Here is a 23984-nt window from a genome sequence, read left to right as displayed (position 1 = left end):
CCGCGGCGCGGGGGGGGGGGGTGGTGCCCCGGGCCCACCCGGTGGTCTTGCAAGCGGGCCACGTCGTGCCCCACTCCGCCCGCGGCGGCGCCCCCCCCGCCCCCCGCCCGGGCCGCCGGGCCGCCGAGCGCCGCGGCCGCGGCGAGCACCAGGGCAGGCCTGATCGCCTTGCCCGCGTTGCCCGCCGCCGGGGTGCCGTCCACGTGCTCCCAGCCGAAGTGGTAGCGCGCGATCCGGCGCATCGCGCCGGGCAGCGACTCGACGGCCGCGCGCAGCTCCGGGTCCACCACGGCCCGGGTCCGCTCCAGCAGTGCCGCCGCCTCCTGCCCGTCGAGCGGACCGGCGCCGGTGCCGCAGGTCCCCCGCCGTTCCCCCGGTGTGCCGGGGTGCGGCACTCCTGGGCAACGCTGTTCGGTCTCCGTCATGAACTCGGCCATGCCTCCCCCTCGCCAAGTCCGCGGGCGCCGGCGTCGCCGGCGCGGACGGACGCGTATCCCGAGGGTGTACCCGCCCCGGAGGGCGAAGACACGGCCGCGACGTGCGGAGACGTCACCTCCAGCGGCCGATCTCGACGTTCTCCAGCACGCCGAGCGCGTCCGGCACCAGCACGGCGGCCGAGTAGTAGGCCGTCACCAGGTACTTGATGATGGCCTGTTCGTTGATGCCCATGAACCGGACGGACAGGCTCGGCTCGATCTCGTCCGGGAGGCCGGACTGCCGCAGGCCGATGACACCCTGTTCGTCCTCGCCGGTCCGCAGGGCGAGGATCGAGGTCGTACGGGCCTCGCTGATCGGGATCTTGTTGCACGGGTAGATCGGCACACCGCGCCAGGTGGGGATGCGGTTGCCGGCGACGTCGACGCTCTCCGGAACGAGCCCCCGCTTGTTCAGCTCGCGCCCGAACGCGGCGATGGCACGCGGGTGGGCGAGGAACAGCTTGGTGCTGCGGCGGCGGCTGAGCAGCTCGTCCATGTCGTCGGGGCTGGGCACGCCGTCGTGCGGCTGGATCCGCTGGTCGTACTCGCAGTTGCTGAGCAGGCCGAACTCCGGGTTGTTGACCAGCTCGTGCTCCTGGCGCTCCTTCAGCGCCTCGACCGTGAGCCGCAGCTGCTGCTCGGTCTGGTTCATCGGCTGGTTGTACAGGTCGGCCACGCGCGTGTGGATGCGCAGCACGGTCTGGGCGATGCTGAGCTCGTACTCACGGGGCCGGGGCTCGTAGTCGACGAAGGTGTGCGGGATGTCGGGCTCGCCGGAGTGGCCGGCCGCCAGCGCGACCTCCTTCTCGCCGTACTTGTTGGTGCGCTGCTCGGGGATCGAGCGCACGCTCTCGACGTGCGCGCGCAGCGAGTCGGAGCGCTCGGCGACCTGCTCGAAGTCCTGGCGGCCGAGGATCAGCACCGTGGTCGCGGTGTCCGCGCGGACCGTGTAGTCCCAGATGGCGTCCGGGTCGAGCAGCGCCTGGTCGCCGAAGTAGGCGCCGTCGGCCAGGACTCCGAGGACGGAGTCGTCGCCGTAGGGACCGGTGCCGATCTTCTCGACCCTGCCGTGCGCGAGCAGGTACACCTCGTCGGTACGGTTGCCGAAGTCGGCGATCACCTCGCCGGGCGCGAATTCCCGCTGGCGGCACCGGCGGGCCAGCTCGGTCAGCACCTCCTCGTCCTCGTACGACCGCAGCGCCGGCAGCTCGCCGAGTTCGGCGGGGATCACCTCCACCTGGTCGCCGGTCTTCACGAAGGTGATGCGGCCGTCGCCGACGGTGTACGCCAGCCGCCGGTTCACCCGGTACGTGCCGCCCTGGACGTCCACCCAGGGGAGCGTGCGCAGCAGCCAGCGGGAGCTGATCTCCTGCATCTGTGGAACGGACTTGGTGGTCGTGGCCAGGTTCCGCGCTGCCGCCGTCCCGAGGGACTGCTGCGGCTTGCCCTGATCAGTGCGGACCTCTTCGCCTACCGACATGTGGAAACGCCTCCCGTGTATGCCCGATGCCGAATCGCAGGGAGCACCGGTCTCGAGATCGAGCCTTCCATCACTCAGCGTGGCCGCGCCATTACCCGAAAGAGCGGGAATGGATCATCGCATTACTGGGCACAAAGAGGGACCTTGTACAAGTTCTCGCGGTCCGGAGTCGGCCATGGCCCCGCCCATGTCCGCGCACGGATTTCTGGAGGCCGTCCGCGCGGAGGGCGTCACCGTCGTCGAGGTCGGCGACCGGCGGCCCCGCCGTGAACGGCCGCGGGTGCGCGGCGGCCGGCCGCGCGCTTCCCCGCCCCCCTTTCGGGCTCCCGGCGTCTCCGGGACCCGGGGGCGGGCGACAATGAAGCGGTGACCAGCCCGGCCCCCCTCACCCCCCGCCTCCCCTCGCCCCTCCAGGAGCTGCGGGACGACCGTTTCGAGCGGCGCGGGCTGCGGCTGTCGCTCAAGCGGGACGACCTGATCCACCCGGAGCTGATCGGCAACAAGTGGCGCAAGCTGGTGCCGAACATCGCGGCGGCGGACGGCCGGGCGCTGGTCACCTTCGGCGGGGCCTACTCCAACCACCTGCGGGCCACCGCCGCGGCCGGCCGGCTGCTGGGGCTGCGGACCACCGGGGTGGTCCGCGGCCAGGAGCTGGCCGACCGCCCGCTCAACCCGTCCCTGGCCCGGTGCGCTGCCGACGGCATGCGTCTGCACTTCGTCGACAGATCGACCTATCGGCGCAAGGCCGAGCCGGAGACCCTGGCCGCGATCCTGTGCGCGGCCGGCGCCGAGCAGGCGTACGTCGTCCCCGAGGGCGGCAGCAACGCCGAGGCCGTGCACGGCTGCCGGGCCCTCGGCGAGGAGCTGCGCGACCGCGCCGACGTCGTCGCGGTCGCCTGCGGCACCGGCACCCTCGCGGGGCTCGCCGCCGGGCTGACCGGGCGGCAGCGGGCCCTCGGCGTACCGGTCCTCAAGGGCGGCTTCCTGGCGGCCGACGTACAGGCCCTGCAGGAACGTGCCTTCGGCGCCCGTACCGGCACCTGGTCCCTGGACGACCGCTTCCATTTCGGCGGCTACGCGCGTACGGCCCCCGAACTCGACGCGTTCGCGGCCGACTTCGAGGACCGCCACGGGCTGCCCGTGGAACGGCTCTATGTCGCCAAGTTGCTGTACGGACTTGTCGCCCTCGCCGAGGAGGGCGCCTTCGCCCGCGGCACGACCGTCGCGGCCGTCGTCACCGGCCGGCCGTTCCCCGAGGGCTAGGGCCGGTACGGCGGGAGGCGGACCCTAGGCCGCCTCCCGGTACGCGGCCGCCTCCTCCAGGTCCAGACGTCTGAGCAGGGCGCGCAGCATCTCGTCGTCGATGTAGCGGTGGTCGCGGAGTCTGACGAAGACCTCGCGTTCGGCGCTGATCATCTCGCGGGACAGCCGGCGGTAGGTGTCGTCCACGGACTCGCCGGTGACCGGGTTGACCTGGCCGAGCCGCTCCCAGACGGCGTTGCGGCGACGCTCCAGGACGTCGCGCAGCCGGTCGGCGAGCGGCGGCGGCAGCTCGTTGCGCTCGTCGGAGAGGAGTTCGTCCAGGCGGCTCTCGGCGGCCCGGGAGGCCTGCGCCTGGGCGTTGGCCTCGGCGAGCGTCTCGGCCTGCTGGTCGCGGGCGGGGAACTTCATCAGGCGGATCAGCGGGGCGAGCGTCAGGCCCTGCACGACCAGCGTGCCGATGACCGTGGTGAACGTCAGGAAGAGGATCAGGTTGCGCTGCGGGAAGGGCGCGCCGCCGCGCACCGTGAGCGGGATCGAGAAGGCGATGGCCAGGGACACCACGCCCCGCATGGCGGCCCAGGACGTCACGACCGGCGCCCGCCAGGTGGGGCTCTCCTCGCGCTCCCGGATGCGCCGGGAGAGCAGGCGCGGCACGAAGGCCGCCGGGTACACCCACACGAACCGGGCCGCGACGACCACCAGGAAGACGACGACGGCGTACCAGGCCGCGTCGGTTCCGTGGTACGCCTCGAGTCCCCTGAGGACGGGCGGCAGTTGCAGGCCGATCAGCGCGAACACCGCGGACTCCAGCAGGAAGGCGACCATCCTCCACACCGCCTCCTCCTGGAGCCGGGTGGCGAAGTCGACCTCCCAGGCTCGGTGTCCGAGGTAGACGGCGACCACCACGACCGCGAGGACGCCCGAGGCGTGCACCTGCTCGGCGACCCCGTAGGCGACGAACGGGATCAGCAGGGAGAGGGTGTTCTGCAGCAGCGCCTCCGTCAGGTGTGTGCGCAGCCAGTGGATCGGCACCATGAGCACCAGGCCGACGAGGACACCGCCGACCGCCGCGCGCAGGAACTCGCCGATGCCGCCGGTCCAGGTGGAGCCCACGCCCACGGCGGCGGCGAGGGCCACCTTGTAGGCGGTGATCGCGGTGGCGTCGTTCAGCAGGGACTCACCCTGGAGGATGGTGGTGATCCGGGACGGCAGCCCGACCCGGCGCGCGATCGCCGCGGCCGCGACCGCGTCCGTCGGCGCCACGACCGCGCCGAGCACCAGCGCGGCGGGCAGCGGCAGCCCCGGGACGACGAGGTAGGCGACCCAGCCGACGACGAAGGTCGCGAACAGCACGTACCCGACGGACAGCAGCGCGACGGGACGCGTCTGCGCCCGCAGGTCGAGGTACGAGCTCTCGGTGCCCTCCTTGTACAGCAGCGGGGGCAGCACCAGGGGCAGGACGACGTCGGGGTCGAGTGTGTAGTCGGGGATCCCGGGGACGTACGACACCGCCAGGCCCACCGCGACCAGCAGCAGCGGCGCCGGAACCGGTGTGCGCCTGGCCGCCCCCGCGACCGCGGCACTGCCCGCCACCAGCAACAGCAGCGGCATCACGTCCATGGTCCTCGCCCACCCTCTTTTTTTCCGCGCGGCCACCCGCACACCCGTCGTAATCTGGCAATCATGAAACAGTGCACGCACTCCGACGTGCTGCCGCACCCGGAACCCGAGCCGCTGAGCGCGACCTGCCCGGAGTGTCTGGCGCAGGGGACGCACCCGGTACAACTGCGGCTCTGCCTGAGCTGTGGCCACGTCGGCTGCTGCGACTCCTCGCCCGGGCGGCACGCGACCGAGCACCACGCCCAGTCCGGTCACCCGGTCATGCGGACGTTCGAGCCCGGCGAGGACTGGCGGTGGTGCTTCGTCGACCACGTACTCGTCTGATCGGTGATCGTGTTCCCGTTCGACCGTGTTCTCGTGTGACACTGCATGCGGCGGTGGCCGTACGACGGTTCGAGCGTCTGACGTCTGGGTACGTCAACCCGGCGCGCGCTCTTCCCATTTGGGCCCGCAAACCCTCTAGACACGGAGCGTATCCACAGCTTTACTGTGAGTGACGCCAGGGGGTTGGGGTCCCGGGGACAGAAACGTTCGGAGCGCGATAGCGTCACCGCTTGAACCACTGACGCGTTACCCCGGGGGGCAACCCTCGGCCCCGTAAAGCTTGTACCACCATGGAGGTGAGGGTGTCCCAGATCGCAGGCGAGCCCGCGGCGAACCAGGACTTCGTGGAAGTCAGGCTGCCGGCTGCGGGTGCCTACCTGTCGGTGCTGCGGACGGCCACGGCCGGTCTCGCGGCCCGCTTGGACTTCACCCTGGACGAGATCGAGGACCTGCGCATCGCCGTGGACGAGGCCTGCGCGATCCTGCTCCAGCAGGCCGTGCCCGGCTCGGTGCTCAGCTGTGTCTTCCGGCTCGTCGACGACTCGCTGGAGGTCACGGTGTCCGCACCGACCACGGACGGTCACGCCCCCTCGCGTGACACTTTCGCCTGGACCGTGCTGTCGGCCCTCGCGGGCAAGGTCTCGTCCGCCGTCGACGAGGACAAGACGGTGTCCATCAGCCTCTACAAACAGCGCGGCGCGGGTCCCGGGCCGGCGTGAGGAACGGGGACGGTCCGGTGCGGGACGAAGAGCGCGGCACACGGGAGCTGCCGACCGGGGACGGGGGTGCCCTCCGGTCGAACGCGGACGAGACGCCCGGGGAGAACCCCCTGGACGGTTCCCGCCGCATGGCGGACGGCATCGACGGCATCCCCGAGCAGGCCAGACCGCACCCGGAGGACGAAGCCACACCGGTCGGCGGCGACGGTTCCGTGCAGGGTCCGCCCGCGGAGAAATCCCGCACGGGGGCGAGGGCTCGGGGAAGGGCTACGGGCGGGACGATGAGCGAGCACGAGCGGTACGCCGAGGACGACGCGCCGGGCGCCGAGGCCGTGCATGCCGCACACCACGAGCCCCAGGACCGCACCGGGGCGCGGGCGATGTTCGTCGAGCTGCGCAAGCTGCAGGACGGCAGCCGGGAGTACGCCGAACTGCGCAATCAGCTGGTCCGTATGCACCTGCCGCTCGTGGAGCACCTGGCGCGCCGGTTCCGCAACCGCGGCGAGCCGCTGGACGACCTCACCCAGGTCGCCACCATCGGCCTGATCAAGTCCGTCGACCGGTTCGACCCGGAGCGCGGCGTGGAGTTCTCCACGTACGCCACCCCGACCGTCGTCGGCGAGATCAAGCGGCACTTCCGCGACAAGGGCTGGGCGGTCCGCGTGCCGCGCCGGCTCCAGGAGCTGCGGCTCGCCCTGACCACGGCGACGGCCGAGCTGTCCCAGCGGCACGGCCGCTCCCCCACCGTGCACGAGCTGGCCGAGAAGCTCGCCATCTCCGAGGAGGAGGTCCTGGAGGGCCTGGAGTCCGCGAACGCGTACTCCACGCTGTCCCTGGACGTCCCCGACACCGACGACGAGTCCCCGGCGGTCGCCGACACCCTCGGCGCCGAGGACGAGGCGCTGGAGGGCGTGGAGTACCGCGAGTCCCTGAAGCCGCTGCTGGAGGACCTGCCGCCGCGCGAGAAGCGGATCCTGCTGCTGCGCTTCTTCGGGAACATGACCCAGTCGCAGATCGCGCAGGAGGTCGGCATCTCCCAGATGCACGTCTCGCGGCTGCTGGCCCGCACACTGGCCCAGCTGCGGGAGAAGCTCCTGGTCGAGGAGTGAGGGCGGCTACTCGCCCCGGCCCGGCCCCTTGATGCCGAGGGCCCGGGTCGTCTCACCGTTCACGAGGAGCACCAGGGCCGCCAGGGCGATCACTCCCAGGGCGATACCGGCCGGGATGGCCATGCTGTCGGCCTTGAGCAGGTTGTAGGCCACCGGAAGGGCCATGACCTGCGTGATCACTGCCGGGCCACGGCTCCAGCCGCGCCGCAGCAGCAGGCCGCGCGCGGCGAGCAGCGGCAGCAGCGCGAGCACGGCCAGGGTGATCCCCAGGGTCACCGCCTGCTGCCGGTCGTCCGGAGCGCCGGTGAATCCGAGCACGAGCACCCACAGGCCGCCGGCCATCAGCGCGACGCCTTCCAGTCCGGCCAGCACGGCCGCGTACGTCAGCCGACGCGGACGCGGCCCGGCGGCGACGGCGGCCTCTGCGGTGTCCCCGGTGTCCGCTGTGCTCCGGGCGGGATTCTGCTCACTGCTCACCCCAGCAGGGTAGCCCGCACCCCGGCGGCCCCCGCCGCGGCCCGCGGCCCCGAGTGTCCAGGCTCACGCCCGCCCCTCTTACCGGATCCCTACCTCGGTCTGGGCCGAGTACCACCCAGTAGGTACGCTGCCATCCATGCGTGCACTTCTCGTGGTCAATCCGGCGGCAACCACCACAAGCGCACGCAGGCGTGATGTCCTGATCCACGCGCTGGCGAGCGAGATGAAGCTGGAGGCGGTCACCACCGAGTACCGCGGCCACGCGCGCGACCTCGGCCGGCAGGCGGCGGACAGCGACGACATCGACATGGTGGTGGCGCTCGGCGGTGACGGCACGGTCAACGAGGTCGTCAACGGCCTTCTGCACGCGGGCCCCGCCCTGGACCGCCTGCCCGGCCTCGCCGTCGTCCCCGGCGGGTCCACGAACGTCTTCGCCCGCGCCCTGGGTCTGCCCAACGATCCCGTCGAGGCCACCGGCGCCCTGCTGGACGCCCTGCGCGAGGGCCGCGAGCGGGTGGTCGGCCTCGGGATGGCCTCGGGCACGCCCGGCACGGAGGACGGGGCGGTGCCGGACCGCTGGTTCACCTTCAACGCCGGACTCGGCTTCGACGCGGGTGTGGTCGGCCGGGTCGAGCAGCAGCGCGAGCGCGGGAGGAAGTCGACGCACGCGCTGTACGTACGTCAGGTCATCCGGCAGTACCTCGGCGAGCCGCACCGCCGGCACGGCGCGATCACCATGGAGCGGCCCGGCGAGGACCCGATCCAGGATCTTGTGGTCGCCATAGTCTCGAACACGTCGCCTTGGACGTATCTCGGCAATCGCCCGATGTACACGTCGCCTAAGGCTTCGTTCGATACGGGCATCGACGTGCTCGGTCTCAGCCGCCTCTCGGCGGCCGCGGTTGCCCGGTATGGCACCCAGTTGCTCACTTCGTCCCCCGAGCGCGGACCCCATGGCAGGCACGTCCTCTCGCTGCACGATCTGGACCGGTTCACCTTGCATTCGAAGGTCCCTCTGCCCCTCCAGATGGACGGTGACCACCTGGGGCTGCGAACGAGCGTGACGTTCACAGGCGTACGCCGCGCACTGCGTGTGATTGTGTGAGCGGAACGGGCGAAAGTCCTTTCACTCGAACGTTTAGGCCAGGATCCACCCCATGGAAGTACGGCTGTGACCCAGTCGACACCGAGGAATCAAAAAAAACTTTCCGGAAGGGGTTGTATCCGTCGCTGAGGTTTGCGAGTCTCTACGTGGCGATCGGGACGGCCCGCAACACCAGCCTCCACTGATCACCAGAACCCCTCTTCAAACCCAAGGACCACGCCGGGGAAGACTCGGCGATCGGCCCTTCACTTGTTGAGGGATTCGTGAAAGCGTTCACATTCACAAGCAACTTGCATGTAATACCAAGGAGAGGTAGCAGCCATGGACTGGCGTCACAACGCCGTTTGCCGCGAGGAAGACCCCGAGCTCTTCTTCCCCATCGGCAACACCGGTCCTGCGCTGCTGCAGATCGAGGAAGCCAAGGCCGTCTGCCGTCGCTGCCCGGTGATCGAGCAGTGTCTGCAGTGGGCGCTCGAGTCCGGTCAGGACTCCGGCGTCTGGGGTGGTCTCAGCGAGGACGAGCGCCGCGCCATGAAGCGCCGCGCCGCCCGCAACCGGGCTCGTCAGGCCTCCGCCTGACACTCCCACCCCTGCTGACAGCCTGAGCTTGGCGGCGCGTACATCGCGTACGCATCTCCCGCCCCCGAGCCGCAGCGCGCAGTATCCCCCGATGCGCTTAGCGATTTAAGCAGAGCAGCAACGAGCACAAGCCCCGGACCGATGGCGGTCCGGGGCCTTTTGCTGCGCCCGGTCCCCCTCGCACCCGTGCATGCGACGGCCCGTCACGACAAGGCGATCGCTCACTTCTGCGCCCGCACCGGGATGTCCAGGATCACGCTGGTCCCCCGCTCCGGCGCCGGCACCATGTCGAAGGTGCCGCCCAACTCGCCCTCCACCAGGGTCCGTACGATCTGCAGGCCCAGGTTGCCCGAGCGGTGCGGGTCGAAGCCCTCGGGCAGGCCGACGCCGTCGTCCTGGACGGTGACCAGGAGGCGCGCCTCCTTGGTGGTGCCGCCACGGATCGCGGAGACCTCCACCGTGCCGGTGTCGCCCTCGCGGAAGCCGTGTTCGAGGGCGTTCTGGAGGACCTCGGTGAGCACCATCGACAGCGGGGTGGCCACCTCGGCGTCGAGTATCCCGAACCGTCCGCTGCGCCGGCCGGTCACCTTGCCCGGCGAGATCTCGGCGACCATCGCGAGCACGCGGTCGGCGATGTCGTCGAACTCCACCCGCTCGTCCAGGTTCTGAGACAGCGTCTCATGCACGATGGCGATGGAGCCGACGCGCCGTACCGCCTCCTCCAGGGCCTCCCGGCCGCGCTCGGACCCGATGCGCCGGGCCTGCAGACGCAGCAGGGCGGCGACCGTCTGGAGGTTGTTCTTCACCCGGTGGTGGATCTCCCGGATGGTGGCGTCCTTGGTGATCAACTCCCGCTCGCGGCGCCGGAGTTCGGTGACGTCCCGGCACAGCACCAGCGAGCCGATACGGGTGCCCTTGGGCTTGAGCGGGATGGCCCGGAACTGGATCACCCCGTCGTTGGCCTCGATCTCGAACTCGCGCGGGGCCCAGCCGCTGGCCGCCTTGGCGAGCGCCTCGTCCACCGGGCCGCGGGTGGGGGCGAGTTCGGCGGTGGTCTGTCCCAGATGCTGACCGACCAGGTCGGCGGCGAGGCCGAGGCGGTGGTAGGCGGACAGGGCGTTCGGGGAGGCGTACTGGACGATGCCGTCGATGTCCAGCCGGATCAGGCCGTCGCCGACCCGCGGCGAGGCGTCCATGTCGACCTGCTGGTTCGGGAAGGGGAAGGAACCGGCCGCGATCATCTGCGCGAGGTCGGAGGCGCTCTGGAGGTAGGTCAGCTCCAGTCGGCTCGGGGTGCGGACCGTGAGCAGGTTGGTGTTGCGGGCGATCACGCCGAGGACGCGGGCCTCGCGCCGTACCGGGATGGACTCGACCCGTACGGGGACCTCTTCACGCCACTCCGGGTCGCCCTCGCGCACGATCCGGCCCTCGTCCAGCGCCGCGTCCAGCATGGGCCGCCGGCCGCGCGGGACGAGGTGGCCGACCATGTCGTCCTGGTAGGAGGTCGGGCCGGTGTTGGGGCGCATCTGGGCGACCGAGACGTACCGGGTGCCGTCCCGGGTCGGCACCCACAGGACCAGGTCGGCGAAGGAGAGGTCGGAGAGCAGCTGCCACTCCGAGACCAGCAGGTGGAGCCACTCGAGATCGGAGTCGTCGAGGGCGGTGTGCTGGCGGACCAGTTCGTTCATGGAGGGCACGTCTGCGAGCGTACCCGCGGCCCGCGAATGGCCGAAAAAACACCCGCGGGCCGCGGCGCCTGGAAGGGACCCTCAACCCTCCCGGCACCGCAGCCCGGAGCATCATCGGCCGTGGGGTGTGCGGTCCCGGTCGGCCGAAGGTCGAGGAGCCGGGGCAGTCAGGGCAGAGAGCACCGGTTCCTCGATCCGCCTTCCTGTGCGGGGAAGACGGAGGCTTGTTCTCCTGGGAACGTTTCTGTCGAGCCGTTCTCCTCGAACCGCTCTGCCAGAATCGCTCTCTTCGATTGTGGACTAGACCACGGGGCGTGTCCATGCCCGCGCGGGCGTGCGCCCGCGGCGTTGGCACTCGATGCCACGCAGCCTAGCCCGCCCGGGTCAGCCATGGGGCCAGATGGCCATGGCAATTTCCGCCAGCGCCTCGAGATCCCTTCGGCTCGCGCCGTCCCGGGCCTGCTGGGACATGCCCTGGATCAGCGCGCCGGCGTGCCGGGCGAGGGCGGGGGCGTCGGTGGCGGCCGGGAGCAGCCCGGCCGTGACGTCCGCCCGGATCCGGGCTTCGAGGGCGGCGATGCCGGCGGTGCGCCGGTCCCGCAGCAGCCGCTCGACCTCGGGGGTGGTGCAGTTGGTGGCGGCGTGCGCGACCAGGGAGCCGAAGGGGTGGGCGGGATCGGTGTACCGCGCGGCGGCCTCGCGCAGCAGGCGCGCGACGGCCGCGCGGGCGGTGGGCTCCTCCGCCAGCGCGCGCTGCGCGAAGGCGCCGTGCGTGCCGGCGTAGACGCGGACGACCTCCTCGAACAGGGTCCGCTTGTCACCGAAGGCCGCGTACAGGCTGGGAGCGCCGATGCCCATGATCCGGGTGAGGTCCGAGACCGAGGTGGCCTCGTAGCCGTGTTCCCAGAAGGCCAGGAGCGCCTTCTCCAGGGCGGTGGCACGATCGAAGGAGCGCGGGCGGCCACGCGGTCTGACGGACTTGGCCTGTGCGTTCGTCTCCTGCCCGGTCACCATGCCGGCCATTTTATAGCGGACCCTAGAAAAATATACAGAGGGGGGTCCTCCGGACCCGGCTCTGTTAGATTGGTCTAAACCACATAGACGCACACAGCCCTCTCCAGAACGGCAGGCCCAGCGTGGAAGTTGTCATCGTTCCGGACGCCGCGGCGGGCGGCGAGCTGATCGCCGAGGCCATGGCCCGGCTGCTGCGACGCAAGCCCGACGCCCTGCTCGGCGTGGCCACCGGCTCCACCCCGCTGCCCGTCTACCAGGCGCTGACGGCCAAGGTGCGCGCCGGCGCCGTGGACGCCTCGCGGGCGCGGATCGCCCAGCTCGACGAGTACGTGGGGCTGCCCGCCGACCACCCCGAGTCCTACCGCTCGGTGCTGCGCCGGGAGGTGCTGGAGCCGCTCGGGATAGGCATGGACGCGTTCCTCGGACCCGACGGCACGGCCGAGGACGTCCAGGCGGCGTGCACGGCGTACGACCGCGCGCTCGCCGGGGCCGGCGGCGTCGACCTGCAGTTGCTCGGCATCGGGACCGACGGCCACATCGGATTCAACGAGCCGTGCTCCTCGCTCGCCTCGCGCACCCGGATCAAGACCCTGACCGAGCGGACCCGGATCGACAACGCGCGCTTCTTCGACGGCGACATCGAGCAGGTGCCGCACCACGTCATCACCCAGGGCATCGGCACCATCCTGGAAGCACGCCACCTGGTGCTGCTGGCGACCGGCGAGGGCAAGGCGGACGCGGTCGCCGCGACCGTGGAGGGCCCGGTCGCGGCCGTCTGCCCGGCCTCCGCGCTCCAGCTCCACCCGCACGCCACGGTGGTCGTCGACGAGGCGGCGGCCTCCGAGCTGAAGCTGGCCGACTACTTCCGGCACACCTACGCGGGCAAGCCGGAGTGGCAGGGGATCTAGTCCGCCGCCCGATGGACTAGACCAACCGCGCCGCGGCGGTATATAGAGAAGATCACGGAGCGTGCGGGTGGAGTCCTGACAGCGGAACCCGTGCCACGATGTGAGCCGTGGCCGATGGGATGTCGGTCGCTTTCGGCATCCGGAGCCGGGAAGGCAGAGCATGAGCACCGACGTCAGCAGTGCGGAGAACGAGGCCGGCGCGACCGTCCGTACCGCGCGCGTGCCGAAGTACTACCGCCTGAAGAAGCACCTGCTCGACATGACGGAGACGCAGGCACCGGGCACGCCGGTCCCGCCCGAGCGCACGCTCGCGGCCGAGTTCGACACGTCCCGCACCACCGTCCGCCAGGCCCTGCAGGAGCTGGTCGTGGAGGGCCGGCTCGAACGCATCCAGGGCAAGGGCACCTTCGTCGCCAAGCCCAAGGTCTCCCAGGCGCTCCAGCTCACCTCCTACACCGAGGACATGCGCGCCCAGGGCCTGGAGCCGACCTCGCAGCTGCTGGACATCGGCTACATCACCGCCGACGACCGGCTCGCCGAGCTGCTAGACATCGCCGCCGGCGGACGCGTGCTGCGCATCGAGCGGCTGCGCATGGCCAACGGCGAGCCCATGGCGATCGAGACCACGCACCTGTCGGCCAAGCGCTTCCCGGCCCTCAGACGCTCCCTGGTGAAGTACACGTCCCTCTACACCGCGCTCGCCGAGGTCTACGACGTCCATCTGGCCGAGGCCGAGGAGACCATCGAGACCTCCCTCGCCACCCCGCGCGAGGCGAGCCTGCTGGGCACCGACGTCGGACTGCCCATGCTGATGCTCTCCCGGCACTCCCTGGACCACGAGGGCAAGCCGGTGGAGTGGGTGCGGTCCGTCTACCGGGGCGACCGCTACAAGTTCGTGGCCCGGCTCAAGCGGCCGGCCGACTAGAACCCACACCCGTTCGCCGAATCGACATACCGAGATACGGCCGAGGTCTTCCACTGCCGCGACCCCGTCACCTAGATTGCCTGCGCGTTACACAGATGATCAGCGAGGGGACGGAGCATGGCATGTCCGAAACGCCTGAAGTGAGACCACCGCTAGTGACACCGGTCCGGGTGATCATCGGCGTGTGTCTCGTCGCGCCGTTCGTGGCGATGCTCTGGGTCGACTCGTACGCGAAGACGGATCCCGCGTTCATCGGGATCCCGTTCTTCTACTGGTACCAGATGGCCTGGGTGCTGATCTCCACCGCACTCACGATGCTCGCGTACAAGCTGTGGCAGCACGACCAGCGCGGCCGCGCTGCCCGGAAGGGCGGTGCCGAGTGAAGAACGGCGTCAACGGCGTCGCGCTCGGCGTCTTCATCTTCTTCTTCCTGGCCGTCACGGTCATGGGCTTCCTCGCCGCCCGCTGGCGCAGGGCCGACAACGAGCACTCCCTGGACGAATGGGGCCTGGGCGGACGGTCGTTCGGGACCTGGATCACCTGGTTCCTGCTCGGCGGTGACCTGTACACGGCGTACACCTTCGTCGCCGTACCCGCGGCGATCTACGCGGCGGGCGCGTCCGGCTTCTTCGCGGTGCCGTACACCATCCTGGTCTACCCGCTGATCTTCACCTTCCTGCCCCGTCTGTGGTCGGTCTCGCACCGCCACGGGTACGTCACCACCTCCGACTTCGTGCGCGGCCGGTTCGGCTCCAAGGGCCTGTCGCTCGCGGTGGCGCTGACCGGCATCCTCGCGACGATGCCGTACATCGCGCTGCAGCTCGTCGGCATCCAGGCGGTGCTGGACGTGATGGGCGTCGGCGGCGGGGACAACACCAACTGGTTCGTGAAGGACCTGCCCCTGCTGATCGCCTTCGGCGTGCTGGCCGCCTACACGTACTCGTCGGGTCTGCGGGCCCCCGCGCTGATCGCGTTCGTGAAGGACGCGCTGATCTACATCGTCATCGCGGTGGCGATCATCTACATCCCGATCAAGCTGGGCGGGTTCGACGACATCTTCGCCAAGGCGGCCCACGCGTTCAGCCAGGTCAACCCGGCCACCGGCAAGCCGCGCGGGACGCTCACGCCCCCGGCGGCAGGCCAGTGGACGTACGCGACGCTGGCCCTCGGCTCCGCGCTCGCCCTGTTCATGTACCCGCACTCGATCACCGCGACGCTCTCCTCCAAGAGCCGTGAGGTGATCCGGCGCAACACCACGCTCCTGCCGCTGTACTCCCTCATGCTCGGCCTGCTGGCCCTGCTGGGCTTCATGGCGATCGCGGCCGGGGTGAAGGTCACCAACGGTCAGCTGGCGATCCCGCAGCTGTTCGAGGACATGTTCCCCGACTGGTTCGCGGGCGTGGCGTTCGCCGCCATCGGCATCGGCGCCCTGGTCCCCGCGGCCATCATGTCCATCGCGGCCGCGAACCTCTTCACCCGCAACATCTACAAGGACTTCATCAAGCCGGACGCCACGCCGAAGCAGGAGGCGCAGGTCTCCAAGCTCGTGTCGCTGCTGGTCAAGGTGGGCGCGCTGGCCTTCGTCCTCACCATGGACAAGACGGTCGCCATCAACTTCCAGCTGCTGGGCGGCATCTGGATCCTGCAGACCTTCCCGGCCCTGGTCGGCGGCCTGTTCACCCGCTGGTTCCACCGCTGGGCCCTGCTCGCCGGCTGGGCGGTCGGCATGGTCTACGGCACGGTCGCCGCGTACGGCGTCGCCTCGCCGACCCAGAAGCACTTCGGTGGTTCGGCGAAGGAGATCCCGGGCATCGGCGAGATCGGCTACATCGGCCTCACGGCCTTCGTGCTCAACGTCGTGGTGACCGTGGTCCTCACCTTCGTCCTGAAGGCCCTGAAGGCCCCCGAGGGCGTCGACGAGACCAGGCCGGACGACTACACGGCGGACGCGGGCGACCCCGGTGTCCAGGTGGAGCTTCCGCCCGCGACCGCGGGCACCGGTCACTGAACCACCGCCGTACGACGGGCCGCCGGAGAAAAACCGGCGGCCCGTCGCCGTACTCCTCCAGCAGACTCGGTCCCATGGACTTCCTGATCCGGCACGCCACACCCGACGAGTACGGCTCCCTCGGTGAGATCACCGCCCGGGCCTACCTCGACGACGGCCTCCTCGACTACGGCGAGGACGACGAGTACCTGCCCGTGCTGAGGGACGTCGCGCGGCGGGCCGCCGCGGCCGAGGTGCTCGTGGCGGTCCGGGACGGCGAACCGCTCGGCGGCGTCACCTTCGTCCCCGGCGGCGGCCCCGTCGCCGACATCGCGGGCCCCGGGGAGGCGGAGATCCGCGCCCTGGCCGTCGGGCACGGGGCGCGCGGGAAGGGCGTCGGCGAGGCCCTCGTCAGAGGTTGCGTCGAGCGCGCCCGCACCACGGAAGGCTGCGTCTCCGTCGTCCTGTCGAGCCGGCGCGCCATGCACACCGCCCATCGGCTCTACGAACGCCTCGGCTTCGTTCGCACTCCCGAGCGGGACTGGAATCCCGTGCCGCACCTGGACGACATCACGCTCCTCACCTACAAGTTGACGCTGTGAAGCCGGAGCGACACAACATCTGGGGGTGACACGACAGCCCGACACTAGATGTATGCTCATGCTCGCTGTCGCCGCAGGGGAATCCGGTGCGAATCCGGAACTGTCCCGCAACGGTGTACTTGCGTGCATCCGCACGCCTGTTCAAGTCCGAGGACCTGCCGGCAGCGCACCCGGCCGTCCGGTCCGGGTGCCCTGAGACGTCCGGGCCTCGTGGAGTGGGCCGGTGGACGCGACGCCGTGTGCGCTCGTGACTGCCCTCTGCCCTCCGCCAGGCCCGCGTGCCGAGCGAGGGAGAGCCCCACGTGACCATCGCGCCAGCCGAACCGGCTTCAGCCACAGGTCTGGAGAACGACGGACCCGGTGCCGCGCTGCTGCGGACCCTGACCGAGCTGACCGCCGACCTCCCCGACGCCGACCCCGGCCGGGTCGCCGCCGCCGCGCTGCGCGGCCGGTCCGCCCGCGCGGACGAGTCGGAGCTGCGCGAGCTGGCCACGGAGGCCGCCGCGGGACTCATCTCCGAGGACCCCGCCTACTCCCGGTTGGCCGCCCGGCTGCTGACCGTCTCCATCCGCGCCGAGGCCGCCTCGCAGGGCGTGACGTCGTTCACCGAGTCCGTGGCCGTCGGCCACCGGGAGGGCCTGATCGCCGACCGGACCGCCGAGTTCGTGCGGCTGCACACCGGGCGGCTGGACCTGCTGATCGACCCGGCCGCCGACGACCGCTTCGGCTACTTCGGGCTGCGCACCCTGCACAGCCGCTACCTGCTGCGGCACCCGATCACCCGCAGGGTCGTCGAGACGCCCCAGCACTTCATGCTGCGGGTCGCCGCCGGTCTGGCCGAGGACGACACCGTCCGCTCCGTCGACGAGGTCGCCGCGCTCTACGGGCTCATGAGCCGCCTCGACTACCTGCCCTCCTCCCCCACGCTCTTCAACTCCGGCACCCGGCACCCCCAGATGTCGTCCTGCTACCTGCTGGACTCCCCGCTGGACGAGCTGGACTCCCTCTACGACCGCTACCACCAGGTCGCCCGCCTCTCCAAGCACGCCGGCGGCATCGGTCTGTCGTACTCCCGCATCCGCAGCCGCGGTTCGCTGATCCGGGGCACCAACGGGCACTCCAACGGCATCGTGCCGTTCCTGAAGACCCTCGACGCCTCGGTCGCCGCCGTGAACCAGGGCGGCCGGCGCAAGGGCGCGGCCGCGGTGTACCTGGAGACCTGGCACTCCGACATCGAGGAGTTCCTGGAGCTGCGGGACAACACCGGTGAGGACGCCCGCCGTACGCACAACCTGAACCTCGCGCACTGGGTCCCGGACGAGTTCATGCGCCGGGTCGAGGCCGACGGGAAGTGGTCGCTGTTCTCCCCCTCGGACGTGCCCGGGCTGGTCGACCTGTGGGGCGAGGAGTTCGACGCCGCCTACCGCGAGGCGGAGCGCGAGGGGCTCGCGAAGAAGACCCTCCCGGCCCGCGACCTGTACGGCCGCATGATGCGCACCCTCGCGCAGACCGGCAACGGCTGGATGACCTTCAAGGACGCCGCCAACCGCACCGCCAACCAGACGGCCGAGCCGGGCCACGTCATCCACTCCTCCAACCTCTGCACGGAGATCCTGGAGGTCACGAACGACGGCGAGACGGCGGTCTGCAACCTCGGCTCCGTCAACCTCGGCGCCTTCGTGAGCGGCGGGGACATCGACTGGGAGCGGCTGGACGCGACGGTCCGCACGGCCGTCACCTTCCTCGACCGCGTGGTCGACATCAACTTCTACCCGACCGAGCAGGCGGGCCGGTCCAACGCCAGGTGGCGGCCGGTCGGCCTCGGCGCGATGGGCCTGCAGGACGTCTTCTTCAAGCTGCGCCTGCCCTTCGACTCGCCCGAGGCCCGGGCGCTGTCCACCCGGATCGCCGAGCGCGTCATGCTCGCCGCGTACGAGACCTCCGCCGACCTCGCCGAGCACAACGGCCCGCTGCCGGCCTGGGAGAAGACCCGTACCGCGCGCGGTGTGCTGCACCCGGACCACTACGGCGCGCAGCTGACCTGGCCGGAGCGCTGGGCGGCGCTGCGCGAGCGGATCGCGGCGATCGGCATGCGCAACTCGCTGCTCCTCGCCATCGCCCCGACGGCCACCATCGCCTCCATCGCCGGTGTCTACGAGTGCATCGAGCCGCAGGTGTCGAACCTGTTCAAGCGCGAGACGCTGTCGGGTGAGTTCCTCCAGGTCAACTCCTACCTGGTGCAGGACCTGAAGGACCTGGGCGTCTGGGACGCGCGCACCCGTGAGGCGCTGCGCGACTCGAACGGCTCGGTGCAGGGCTTCGCCTGGATCCCGGAGGACGTGCGGACGCTGTACCGCACGGCCTGGGAGATCCCGCAGCGCGGCCTGATCGACATGGCCGCGGCCCGCACCCCGTTCCTGGACCAGGCGCAGTCGCTGAACCTGTTCCTGGAGACGCCGACGATCGGCAAGCTCTCCTCGATGTACGCGTACGCCTGGAAGTCGGGCCTGAAGACGACGTACTACCTGCGCTCGCGCCCGGCGACCCGGATCGCCCGCGCGGCCCGAGCCACCGTCCCCGTGCAGGCCACCCCGGACCCCGAAGCGGTCGCCTGCTCCCTGGAAAACCCCGAGTCCTGCGAGGCCTGTCAGTGATGTCCCACCAGAACCTGCTCGACCCCGGCTTCGAGCTGACTCTCCGCCCGATGCGCTACCCCGACTTCTACGAGCGCTACCGGGACGCCATCAAGAACACCTGGACCGTGGAGGAGGTCGACCTCCACTCGGACGTCGCCGACCTCGCGAAGCTCACTCCGGGCGAACAGCACCTGATCGGCCGGCTGGTGGCCTTCTTCGCGACGGGCGACTCGATCGTCGCGAACAACCTGGTGCTGACCCTCTACAAGCACATCAACTCCCCGGAGGCGCGCCTGTACCTGTCGCGCCAGCTGTTCGAGGAGGCCGTGCACGTCCAGTTCTATCTGACCCTGCTGGACACCTACCTGCCCGACCCGGAGGAGCGGACCGCGGCCTTCGCGGCGATCGAGAACATCCCGTCCATCCGCGAGAAGGCGCGGTTCTGCTTCACGTGGATGGACTCGGTGGAGAAGCTCGACCGACTGGAGACGAAGGCCGACCGCCGCCGCTTCCTGCTGAACCTGATCTGCTTCGCCGCGTGCATCGAGGGCCTGTTCTTCTACGGCGCCTTCGCGTACGTCTACTGGTTCCGCAGCCGGGGTCTGCTGCACGGTCTGGCCACCGGCACCAACTGGGTGTTCCGCGACGAGACGATGCACATGTCCTTCGCCTTCGAGGTCGTCGACACCGTCCGCAAGGAGGAGCCGGACCTCTTCGACGACGCACTCGAACAGCAGGTCACCGACATGCTGAAGGGGGCCGTCGAGGCCGAGCTCCAGTTCGCGCGGGACCTGTGCGGTGACGGCCTGCCGGGCATGAACACCGACTCGATGCGCCAGTACCTGGAGTGCGTCGCGGACCAGCGTCTCGGCCGGCTCGGCTTCGCGCCCGTCTACGGCTCGGAGAACCCCTTCTCCTTCATGGAACTGCAGGGGGTCCAGGAGCTGACCAACTTCTTCGAGCGCCGCCCGTCGGCGTACCAGGTCGCGGTCGAGGGAACCGTCGACCTGGACGAGGACTTCTGACCGGCCGCCTCGGCGTCACGCGGGGTGGGCTCCGTGACGGGGGCGGTGCGGCTTCCGCGCCGCCTCCCTACGGATTGCCTCCCTACTGCCCGCCTCCCTTCGGAACGCCTCCCTTCGGGCCGCCTCCCTGAGCTGGCGGTCGACGGCCCTGTCGCGCACGATGCCGATCACCGCGGGCAGGACCAGGAGCCCCAGGATGCCGATCACGGCGATCATTCCGAGCAGTCCTTCTGTCTGTGTCGTCGTCATGGACACCAATCTCGCGCCGGACGCTCCTTACCGCGAGTGGCAGGACTGCCGCATACCCTCGATTTCCTGCCACCACCGAGGCACACTGGCGGCATGTTGCGGAACGTGGTCGCCGTCCTCCTCGACGGCGTGAACCCCTTCGAGATGGCCGTCGTCTGCGAGGTCTTCGGCACCGACCGCAGTGACGAGGGCCTGCCGGTGTACGACTTCGCGGTGGCCTCGGCCGAGGGGCCCGTGCTGCGCGCCAACGGGGGGTTCGCCCTCCAGGTGGAGCACGGCCCGGAGCGCCTGGAGTCGGCCGATCTGATCGCCGTGCCGGCCGGGTCCCACTACGCCTCCCGGACGTTCCCGCCCGAGCTGCTGGACGCCCTGCGCCGTGCCGTGGACCGCGGCGCCCGGGTGCTCAGCGTCTGCTCGGGGGTCTTCGTCCTGGCCGCCGCCGGGCTGCTGGACGACCGGCGCTGCGCCGTGCACTGGCACCACGCGGAGGAGCTGGCCCGCCGGTATCCCCGGCTGACCGTCGAACCGGACGTGCTGTACGTCGACGAGGACCCGGTGATCACGTCGGCCGGCACCGCGGCCGGGATCGACGCCTGTCTGCACCTGGTGCGCAAGGAGCAGGGTCCCGAGGTCGCCAACAGGATCGCCCGGCGGATGGTGGTGCCGCCGCACCGCGACGGCGGGCAGGCGCAGTTCATCGAGCGTCCGCTGCCGAAGGCCCCGTGCGACACGGTCGGTGAGGTGCTGGTGTGGATGGAGGAGCACCTCGACGAGGAGGTGACCGTGGAGCAGCTCGCCGCCCGCGCCCACATGGCCCCGCGCACCTTCGCCCGCCGGTTCCAGCAGGAGACCGGGACCACCCCCTACCGGTGGATCCTGCGGCAACGGGTGCTGCGCGCCCAGGAGTTGCTGGAGGGCACCGACGAGACCGTGGACGCGATCGCCTGGCGCACCGGGTTCGGCACGGCGGCTGCGCTGCGGCATCAGTTTGTACGGGCGCTCGGCACCACGCCCCACGCCTACCGGCGCGCGTTCCGGGGCCCCCAGGCCGCCTGAGCGCGCGCCGGTATCAGGAGTCGCCCGTCACCACTCCACGGGCCTGAGCAGCAGGCTGTGCGGGCGGAGCGTGATGCCCACGCGGGTGCTGTCGTCGGACCCGCCGACCTGCTCGAAGCGGTACTTCGCCGAGACGGCCGCGGTGATCAGGCTCAGCTGGGTCATGGAGAAGTGGTCGCTGGGACACTTGCGGTTGCCCACGCTGAACGGGCTCATGGCGTACTTCGGCACCTCCTTGGCCCGCTCCGGCAGCCATCGGTCGGGGTCGAAGTCGAGGTGGCGGGCGTAGGAACGGGCGTCCCGCTGGATCGCGTACGGGCTGTAGACGATGTCCGCACCGGCCGGAATGCGATAGCCGCCGAGCGTGGTGTCGGTGATCGCGCGCCGCGTCAATATCCATACGGCGGGCCTGAGCCGCATGGCCTCGACGACGACATTGTTGGTGTGCGTGAGCGAGCGGACGTCCTCGAATCCGACGGGTCGGCCACCGGTCACGGATTCGACCTCGGTCCGTACCTTCTCGGCGTGTTCCGGGTGTTCCGCTAGGACCTGGAGCAGCCACATGATCGTGGACGCCACTGTTTCGCTGCCGGGGGTGAGTATCGCGACGACCTGGTCGTGGATCTCCTGTTCCCCGATGGGGTCCCCATTGTCGTCCTTCGCCTCCAGCAATGCCGTCAGCAAATCGTCCGGCTTTTGACCAGATGCCCTCCGCTCGGCGACGATCTCATCCACCAGCAGATGCAAATCGGCCAGCGCCCGGTTGAATTCGCGGTTGGCCGGGAACGGCAGCCGGTACAGCGGTCCCAAGGGGACCACCATCCTCCGGTACATACCGCGGAAGACGCTGGCGAGGTCGATGCTGAGCCGCTCGGCGCGCTCGTCCATGAACTCGCCGCGCAGCAGACAGCGGGCGGCGATGCGGACGGCGACCCGGAAGGACTCGGAGGTGCAGTCGATGGTCCCGCCCGGCTGCCAGCGTTCGGTCAGCGCGTGCGCCTCCTCCTCCATGACGGGCCCGTAGTCCGGTATGGCGTCCAGCCGGAACGCGGGCTGGATGGTGCGGCGCTGGCGGCGGTGCCGGGGGCCGTTGGCGGTGGCCACGCCCTCCTTGCCGAGCAGCCCTTCGAGGGACTCCCACAGGGGACCGTCGATCTTGAAGTCGGGGCTGAGCGCGAGTGCGCCGGTGAGCGCCGGCGTGGTGACGGCGTACACCGTCTTGGGGCCCAGCTTCAGGCGCACGATGTCGCCGTGCTCGCCCAGCCGGGACATGAAGGCCAGCGGGTCGCGGACCAGTTTCAGGCCGTGCCCGAGGACCGGCACGGCGCCCCCGGCCAGGGGCGGTTCGAGCGGCTCCGTTGGCTCGGAGGTCACGGGCCTCACGGACTCGACGGTCATTTCTCACCTGCCGCTTCGTTCGTGACGTACGGGGGCGTGGACCGGTCGTCCCAGGTGTCGACCATGTAGCGGCCGGACTCGTGGTGGAACCAGTAGACGGAGCTGAACCAGTTGCGCATATTGCCGACGCAGGTCTGCACGGCGGCGCTCAATTCCTTTCCGTGGACCGTGCCGTCGGCGAGTTCGTCGGCGAACCGCAGGGCGTCCGCCTCGGCTTCGAGGAATTCGCTGATGCATTCCTCGACCCGATGTCTGACCTCGTCCACCGCTTCTTCGAGCGTCAGCCCCTCATGGGTGATGAGGCTGATTCCGAGATTGTGGACCTCGTCGCCCGCTATTTCCTTCGGCAGCGAGCACAGATCGTTGTACCAGGCGGCGAATTCCTGACTGAGCAGCGCGGCCCGGCGATAGGCAGGGAATTTCCGCACGGCGACCGGGAGTTCACAGCCGGCGCTGGGCTCCAGCAGATCCGTCCATACCCAGTGCGCGAAGGTCAGCCGGCGCAGGGCGAGGTATTCCTCGACGCCGGGTATGTATCCCTCGGTGCGGTTGCGGAACTCGCGGTCGTAGGCCTCGACGACCGCGTGGAAGTGCCGGGCGAACCGCTGGTTCCAGGTGTGCGGCAGGAAGCCGTACAGCCGCAGCACGCTGTCGGCGAATCCCGCCACCAGTGGGTCGGGATGGTGCAGATGGTGCCGGGGTGCGTCGAGGGCCGCGTGCAGGCGGTACCTCAGCCGCCGCCAGTCGCCCACCCGGCCGTGGACGATGTCCCGGTCGTGGCGGTCGTCCCAGACGAAGAACCACGCGCTGTAGTCGGCTATGGCCTGCAGGACCTCGTCGGGGGCGTCTGTGTAGTAGCCCGCCATGAGGTCGGTGTAGCAAAGTCCGTCGGCATATTCCTGCACCTTGTCCGCCGGCATGAGCCGCTTTTCGAGCAGCCAGCGCCGTGTCTTCTCCTGGAGTTGCGGCCAATACGGATGCAGTTGCCGGGGAAAGGCGGACTCGATCACCGGCAGTGCCAGTGAGGGCGGCACTACCACCGCCCTCGGTGTCGCCGTGGTGCTGTGTGGGAAAGCTTGCACAGAACAAACCCCTCTCGGCCGCCAGGTGCGCACGCCCCTCCCGCTGTGCCCGGGCGTGCGCCGTTGCGTATCCCGCTCTTCCATTCAGCACCACAACTGACCGCCGTGGGAACGGATTTGCTTCACTCACTACCCCGAGGTGCCGAGAAACCCCCCTTGCGTGACTGATTAAGGATCACTAGGGACTTGGATCCGACCGGTTGTACGACGCACTGATGAGCGAAGAGGGGCAACGCGAAGGGCGCCCGGCCGGGAGTGATCC

22 protein-coding genes, 2 pseudogenes and 1 riboswitch are annotated in these 23984 nt (G+C 70.3%); of the genes and pseudogenes, 15 read left to right on the top strand and 9 right to left on the bottom strand.

What is annotated here, in order from left to right; all coding sequences use genetic code 11:
• Positions 1–437, bottom strand: a pseudogene (locus ACWEN3_RS04330) (hypothetical protein); the annotation flags it as partial.
• Positions 438–549: 112 nt separating this feature from the next.
• Positions 550–1956: a family 2B encapsulin nanocompartment shell protein gene (locus ACWEN3_RS04325; RefSeq protein ID WP_452965484.1), complete on the bottom strand. Its 1407-nt coding sequence runs from the start codon at positions 1954–1956 to the stop codon at positions 550–552.
• 175 nt (positions 1957–2131) lie between these two features.
• Between ACWEN3_RS04325 and ACWEN3_RS04320 the strand changes: the two are divergent.
• Together ACWEN3_RS04320 and ACWEN3_RS04315 are read left to right on the top strand one after the other, a co-directional pair.
• Positions 2132–2209 (top strand): annotated as a pseudogene (locus ACWEN3_RS04320) (N-acetylmuramoyl-L-alanine amidase); the annotation flags it as partial.
• Positions 2210–2322: 113 nt separating this feature from the next.
• On the top strand, positions 2323–3219 hold the full coding sequence (locus ACWEN3_RS04315) for a 1-aminocyclopropane-1-carboxylate deaminase/D-cysteine desulfhydrase (RefSeq protein WP_452965481.1): 897 nt from the start codon (positions 2323–2325) through the stop codon (positions 3217–3219).
• A gap of 24 nt (positions 3220–3243) precedes the next feature.
• Here the strand turns inward: ACWEN3_RS04315 and ACWEN3_RS04310 are convergent, their stop codons facing one another.
• On the bottom strand, positions 3244–4839 hold the full coding sequence (locus ACWEN3_RS04310) for a Na+/H+ antiporter (protein ID WP_452965479.1): 1596 nt from the start codon (positions 4837–4839) through the stop codon (positions 3244–3246).
• A 63-nt stretch (positions 4840–4902) separates the two neighbouring features.
• Here ACWEN3_RS04310 and ACWEN3_RS04305 point away from each other — a divergent pair, with 63 nt between their 5' ends.
• The 3 genes from ACWEN3_RS04305 (at position 4903) to ACWEN3_RS04295 (ending at position 6991) form a co-directional block, all read left to right on the top strand.
• Complete coding sequence (locus ACWEN3_RS04305; protein ID WP_452965476.1) at positions 4903–5163, top strand: UBP-type zinc finger domain-containing protein; 261 nt, start codon at positions 4903–4905, stop codon at positions 5161–5163.
• 302 nt (positions 5164–5465) lie between these two features.
• Complete coding sequence (locus ACWEN3_RS04300; RefSeq protein WP_009190566.1) at positions 5466–5882, top strand: ATP-binding protein; 417 nt, start codon at positions 5466–5468, stop codon at positions 5880–5882.
• Positions 5883–5899: 17 nt separating this feature from the next.
• Positions 5900–6991: an RNA polymerase sigma factor SigF gene (locus tag ACWEN3_RS04295; RefSeq protein WP_452965473.1), complete on the top strand. Its 1092-nt coding sequence runs from the start codon at positions 5900–5902 to the stop codon at positions 6989–6991.
• Positions 6992–6997: 6 nt separating this feature from the next.
• On the opposite strand, the gene ACWEN3_RS04290 is transcribed toward ACWEN3_RS04295, so the two are convergent.
• Positions 6998–7468 carry a hypothetical protein gene (locus ACWEN3_RS04290; RefSeq protein WP_452965471.1) on the bottom strand — a complete coding sequence of 157 codons (471 nt, stop codon included), beginning with the start codon at positions 7466–7468 and terminating at the stop codon, positions 6998–7000.
• Between the two features lie 136 nt (positions 7469–7604).
• Between ACWEN3_RS04290 and ACWEN3_RS04285 the strand changes: the two genes are divergently transcribed.
• Both ACWEN3_RS04285 and ACWEN3_RS04280 read left to right on the top strand, forming a co-directional pair.
• Positions 7605–8573 carry a diacylglycerol/lipid kinase family protein gene (locus ACWEN3_RS04285; protein ID WP_452965468.1) on the top strand — a complete coding sequence of 323 codons (969 nt, stop codon included), beginning with the start codon at positions 7605–7607 and terminating at the stop codon, positions 8571–8573.
• Positions 8574–8894: 321 nt separating this feature from the next.
• Positions 8895–9152 carry a WhiB family transcriptional regulator gene (locus ACWEN3_RS04280; RefSeq protein WP_003992873.1) on the top strand — a complete coding sequence of 86 codons (258 nt, stop codon included), beginning with the start codon at positions 8895–8897 and terminating at the stop codon, positions 9150–9152.
• Positions 9153–9373: 221 nt separating this feature from the next.
• Here ACWEN3_RS04280 and ACWEN3_RS04275 read toward each other — a convergent pair whose 3' ends face one another.
• Together ACWEN3_RS04275 and ACWEN3_RS04270 are read right to left on the bottom strand one after the other, a co-directional pair.
• Positions 9374–10840, bottom strand: coding sequence for a sensor histidine kinase (locus ACWEN3_RS04275; RefSeq protein ID WP_452965466.1), 1467 nt, complete (start codon positions 10838–10840; stop codon positions 9374–9376).
• Positions 10841–11224: 384 nt separating this feature from the next.
• Positions 11225–11854 carry a TetR/AcrR family transcriptional regulator gene (locus ACWEN3_RS04270; RefSeq protein WP_452965465.1) on the bottom strand — a complete coding sequence of 210 codons (630 nt, stop codon included), beginning with the start codon at positions 11852–11854 and terminating at the stop codon, positions 11225–11227.
• 122 nt (positions 11855–11976) lie between these two features.
• On the opposite strand from ACWEN3_RS04270, the gene nagB reads away from it, so the two are divergent.
• From nagB to ACWEN3_RS04235, 7 genes are all read left to right on the top strand, one after another.
• Positions 11977–12762 carry a glucosamine-6-phosphate deaminase gene (gene nagB / locus ACWEN3_RS04265; RefSeq protein ID WP_452965462.1) on the top strand — a complete coding sequence of 262 codons (786 nt, stop codon included), beginning with the start codon at positions 11977–11979 and terminating at the stop codon, positions 12760–12762.
• Between the two features lie 160 nt (positions 12763–12922).
• Complete coding sequence (locus ACWEN3_RS04260; RefSeq protein WP_452965460.1) at positions 12923–13687, top strand: GntR family transcriptional regulator; 765 nt, start codon at positions 12923–12925, stop codon at positions 13685–13687.
• A 122-nt stretch (positions 13688–13809) separates the two neighbouring features.
• Complete coding sequence (locus ACWEN3_RS04255; RefSeq protein WP_452965459.1) at positions 13810–14070, top strand: DUF3311 domain-containing protein; 261 nt, start codon at positions 13810–13812, stop codon at positions 14068–14070.
• Positions 14067–15695: a monocarboxylate uptake permease MctP gene (mctP, locus tag ACWEN3_RS04250; protein WP_452965456.1), complete on the top strand. Its 1629-nt coding sequence runs from the start codon at positions 14067–14069 to the stop codon at positions 15693–15695. The genes ACWEN3_RS04255 and mctP overlap by 4 nt, the downstream gene beginning before the upstream one ends.
• A 74-nt stretch (positions 15696–15769) precedes the next feature.
• Positions 15770–16276, top strand: coding sequence for a GNAT family N-acetyltransferase (locus ACWEN3_RS04245; RefSeq protein WP_452965454.1), 507 nt, complete (start codon positions 15770–15772; stop codon positions 16274–16276).
• 52 nt (positions 16277–16328) lie between these two features.
• A riboswitch (cobalamin riboswitch) is annotated at positions 16329–16453 on the top strand.
• A gap of 125 nt (positions 16454–16578) precedes the next feature.
• The gene (locus ACWEN3_RS04240; RefSeq protein ID WP_452965451.1) at positions 16579–18930 is read left to right on the top strand and encodes a ribonucleoside-diphosphate reductase subunit alpha; all 2352 of its coding nucleotides are present in this window, start codon (positions 16579–16581) and stop codon (positions 18928–18930) included.
• The gene (locus tag ACWEN3_RS04235; RefSeq protein ID WP_452965449.1) at positions 18930–19937 is read left to right on the top strand and encodes a ribonucleotide-diphosphate reductase subunit beta; all 1008 of its coding nucleotides are present in this window, start codon (positions 18930–18932) and stop codon (positions 19935–19937) included. Before ACWEN3_RS04240 ends, ACWEN3_RS04235 begins: the two co-directional genes overlap by 1 nt.
• Positions 19938–19952: 15 nt before the next feature.
• Here ACWEN3_RS04235 and ACWEN3_RS04230 read toward each other — a convergent pair whose 3' ends face one another.
• A complete protein-coding gene (locus ACWEN3_RS04230) occupies positions 19953–20186 on the bottom strand; it encodes a hypothetical protein (RefSeq protein WP_452965446.1) in 234 nt (77 codons plus the stop codon).
• 93 nt (positions 20187–20279) lie between these two features.
• Here ACWEN3_RS04230 and ACWEN3_RS04225 point away from each other — a divergent pair, with 93 nt between their 5' ends.
• Positions 20280–21242 carry a GlxA family transcriptional regulator gene (locus tag ACWEN3_RS04225; RefSeq protein ID WP_452965444.1) on the top strand — a complete coding sequence of 321 codons (963 nt, stop codon included), beginning with the start codon at positions 20280–20282 and terminating at the stop codon, positions 21240–21242.
• Between the two features lie 27 nt (positions 21243–21269).
• Here the strand turns inward: ACWEN3_RS04225 and ACWEN3_RS04220 are convergent, their stop codons facing one another.
• Together ACWEN3_RS04220 and cyc1 are read right to left on the bottom strand one after the other, a co-directional pair.
• The gene (locus tag ACWEN3_RS04220; RefSeq protein WP_452965442.1) at positions 21270–22640 is read right to left on the bottom strand and encodes a bifunctional albaflavenone monooxygenase/terpene synthase; all 1371 of its coding nucleotides are present in this window, start codon (positions 22638–22640) and stop codon (positions 21270–21272) included.
• A complete protein-coding gene (cyc1, locus tag ACWEN3_RS04215; RefSeq protein ID WP_452965440.1) occupies positions 22637–23722 on the bottom strand; it encodes an epi-isozizaene synthase in 1086 nt (361 codons plus the stop codon). Before cyc1 ends, ACWEN3_RS04220 begins: the two co-directional genes overlap by 4 nt.
• Positions 23723–23984 lie beyond the last annotated feature (262 nt).

It is taken from the genome of Streptomyces sp. NPDC004561 (genome assembly GCF_053602155.1).
This window is presented reverse-complemented; position numbering and strand designations above follow the sequence as displayed.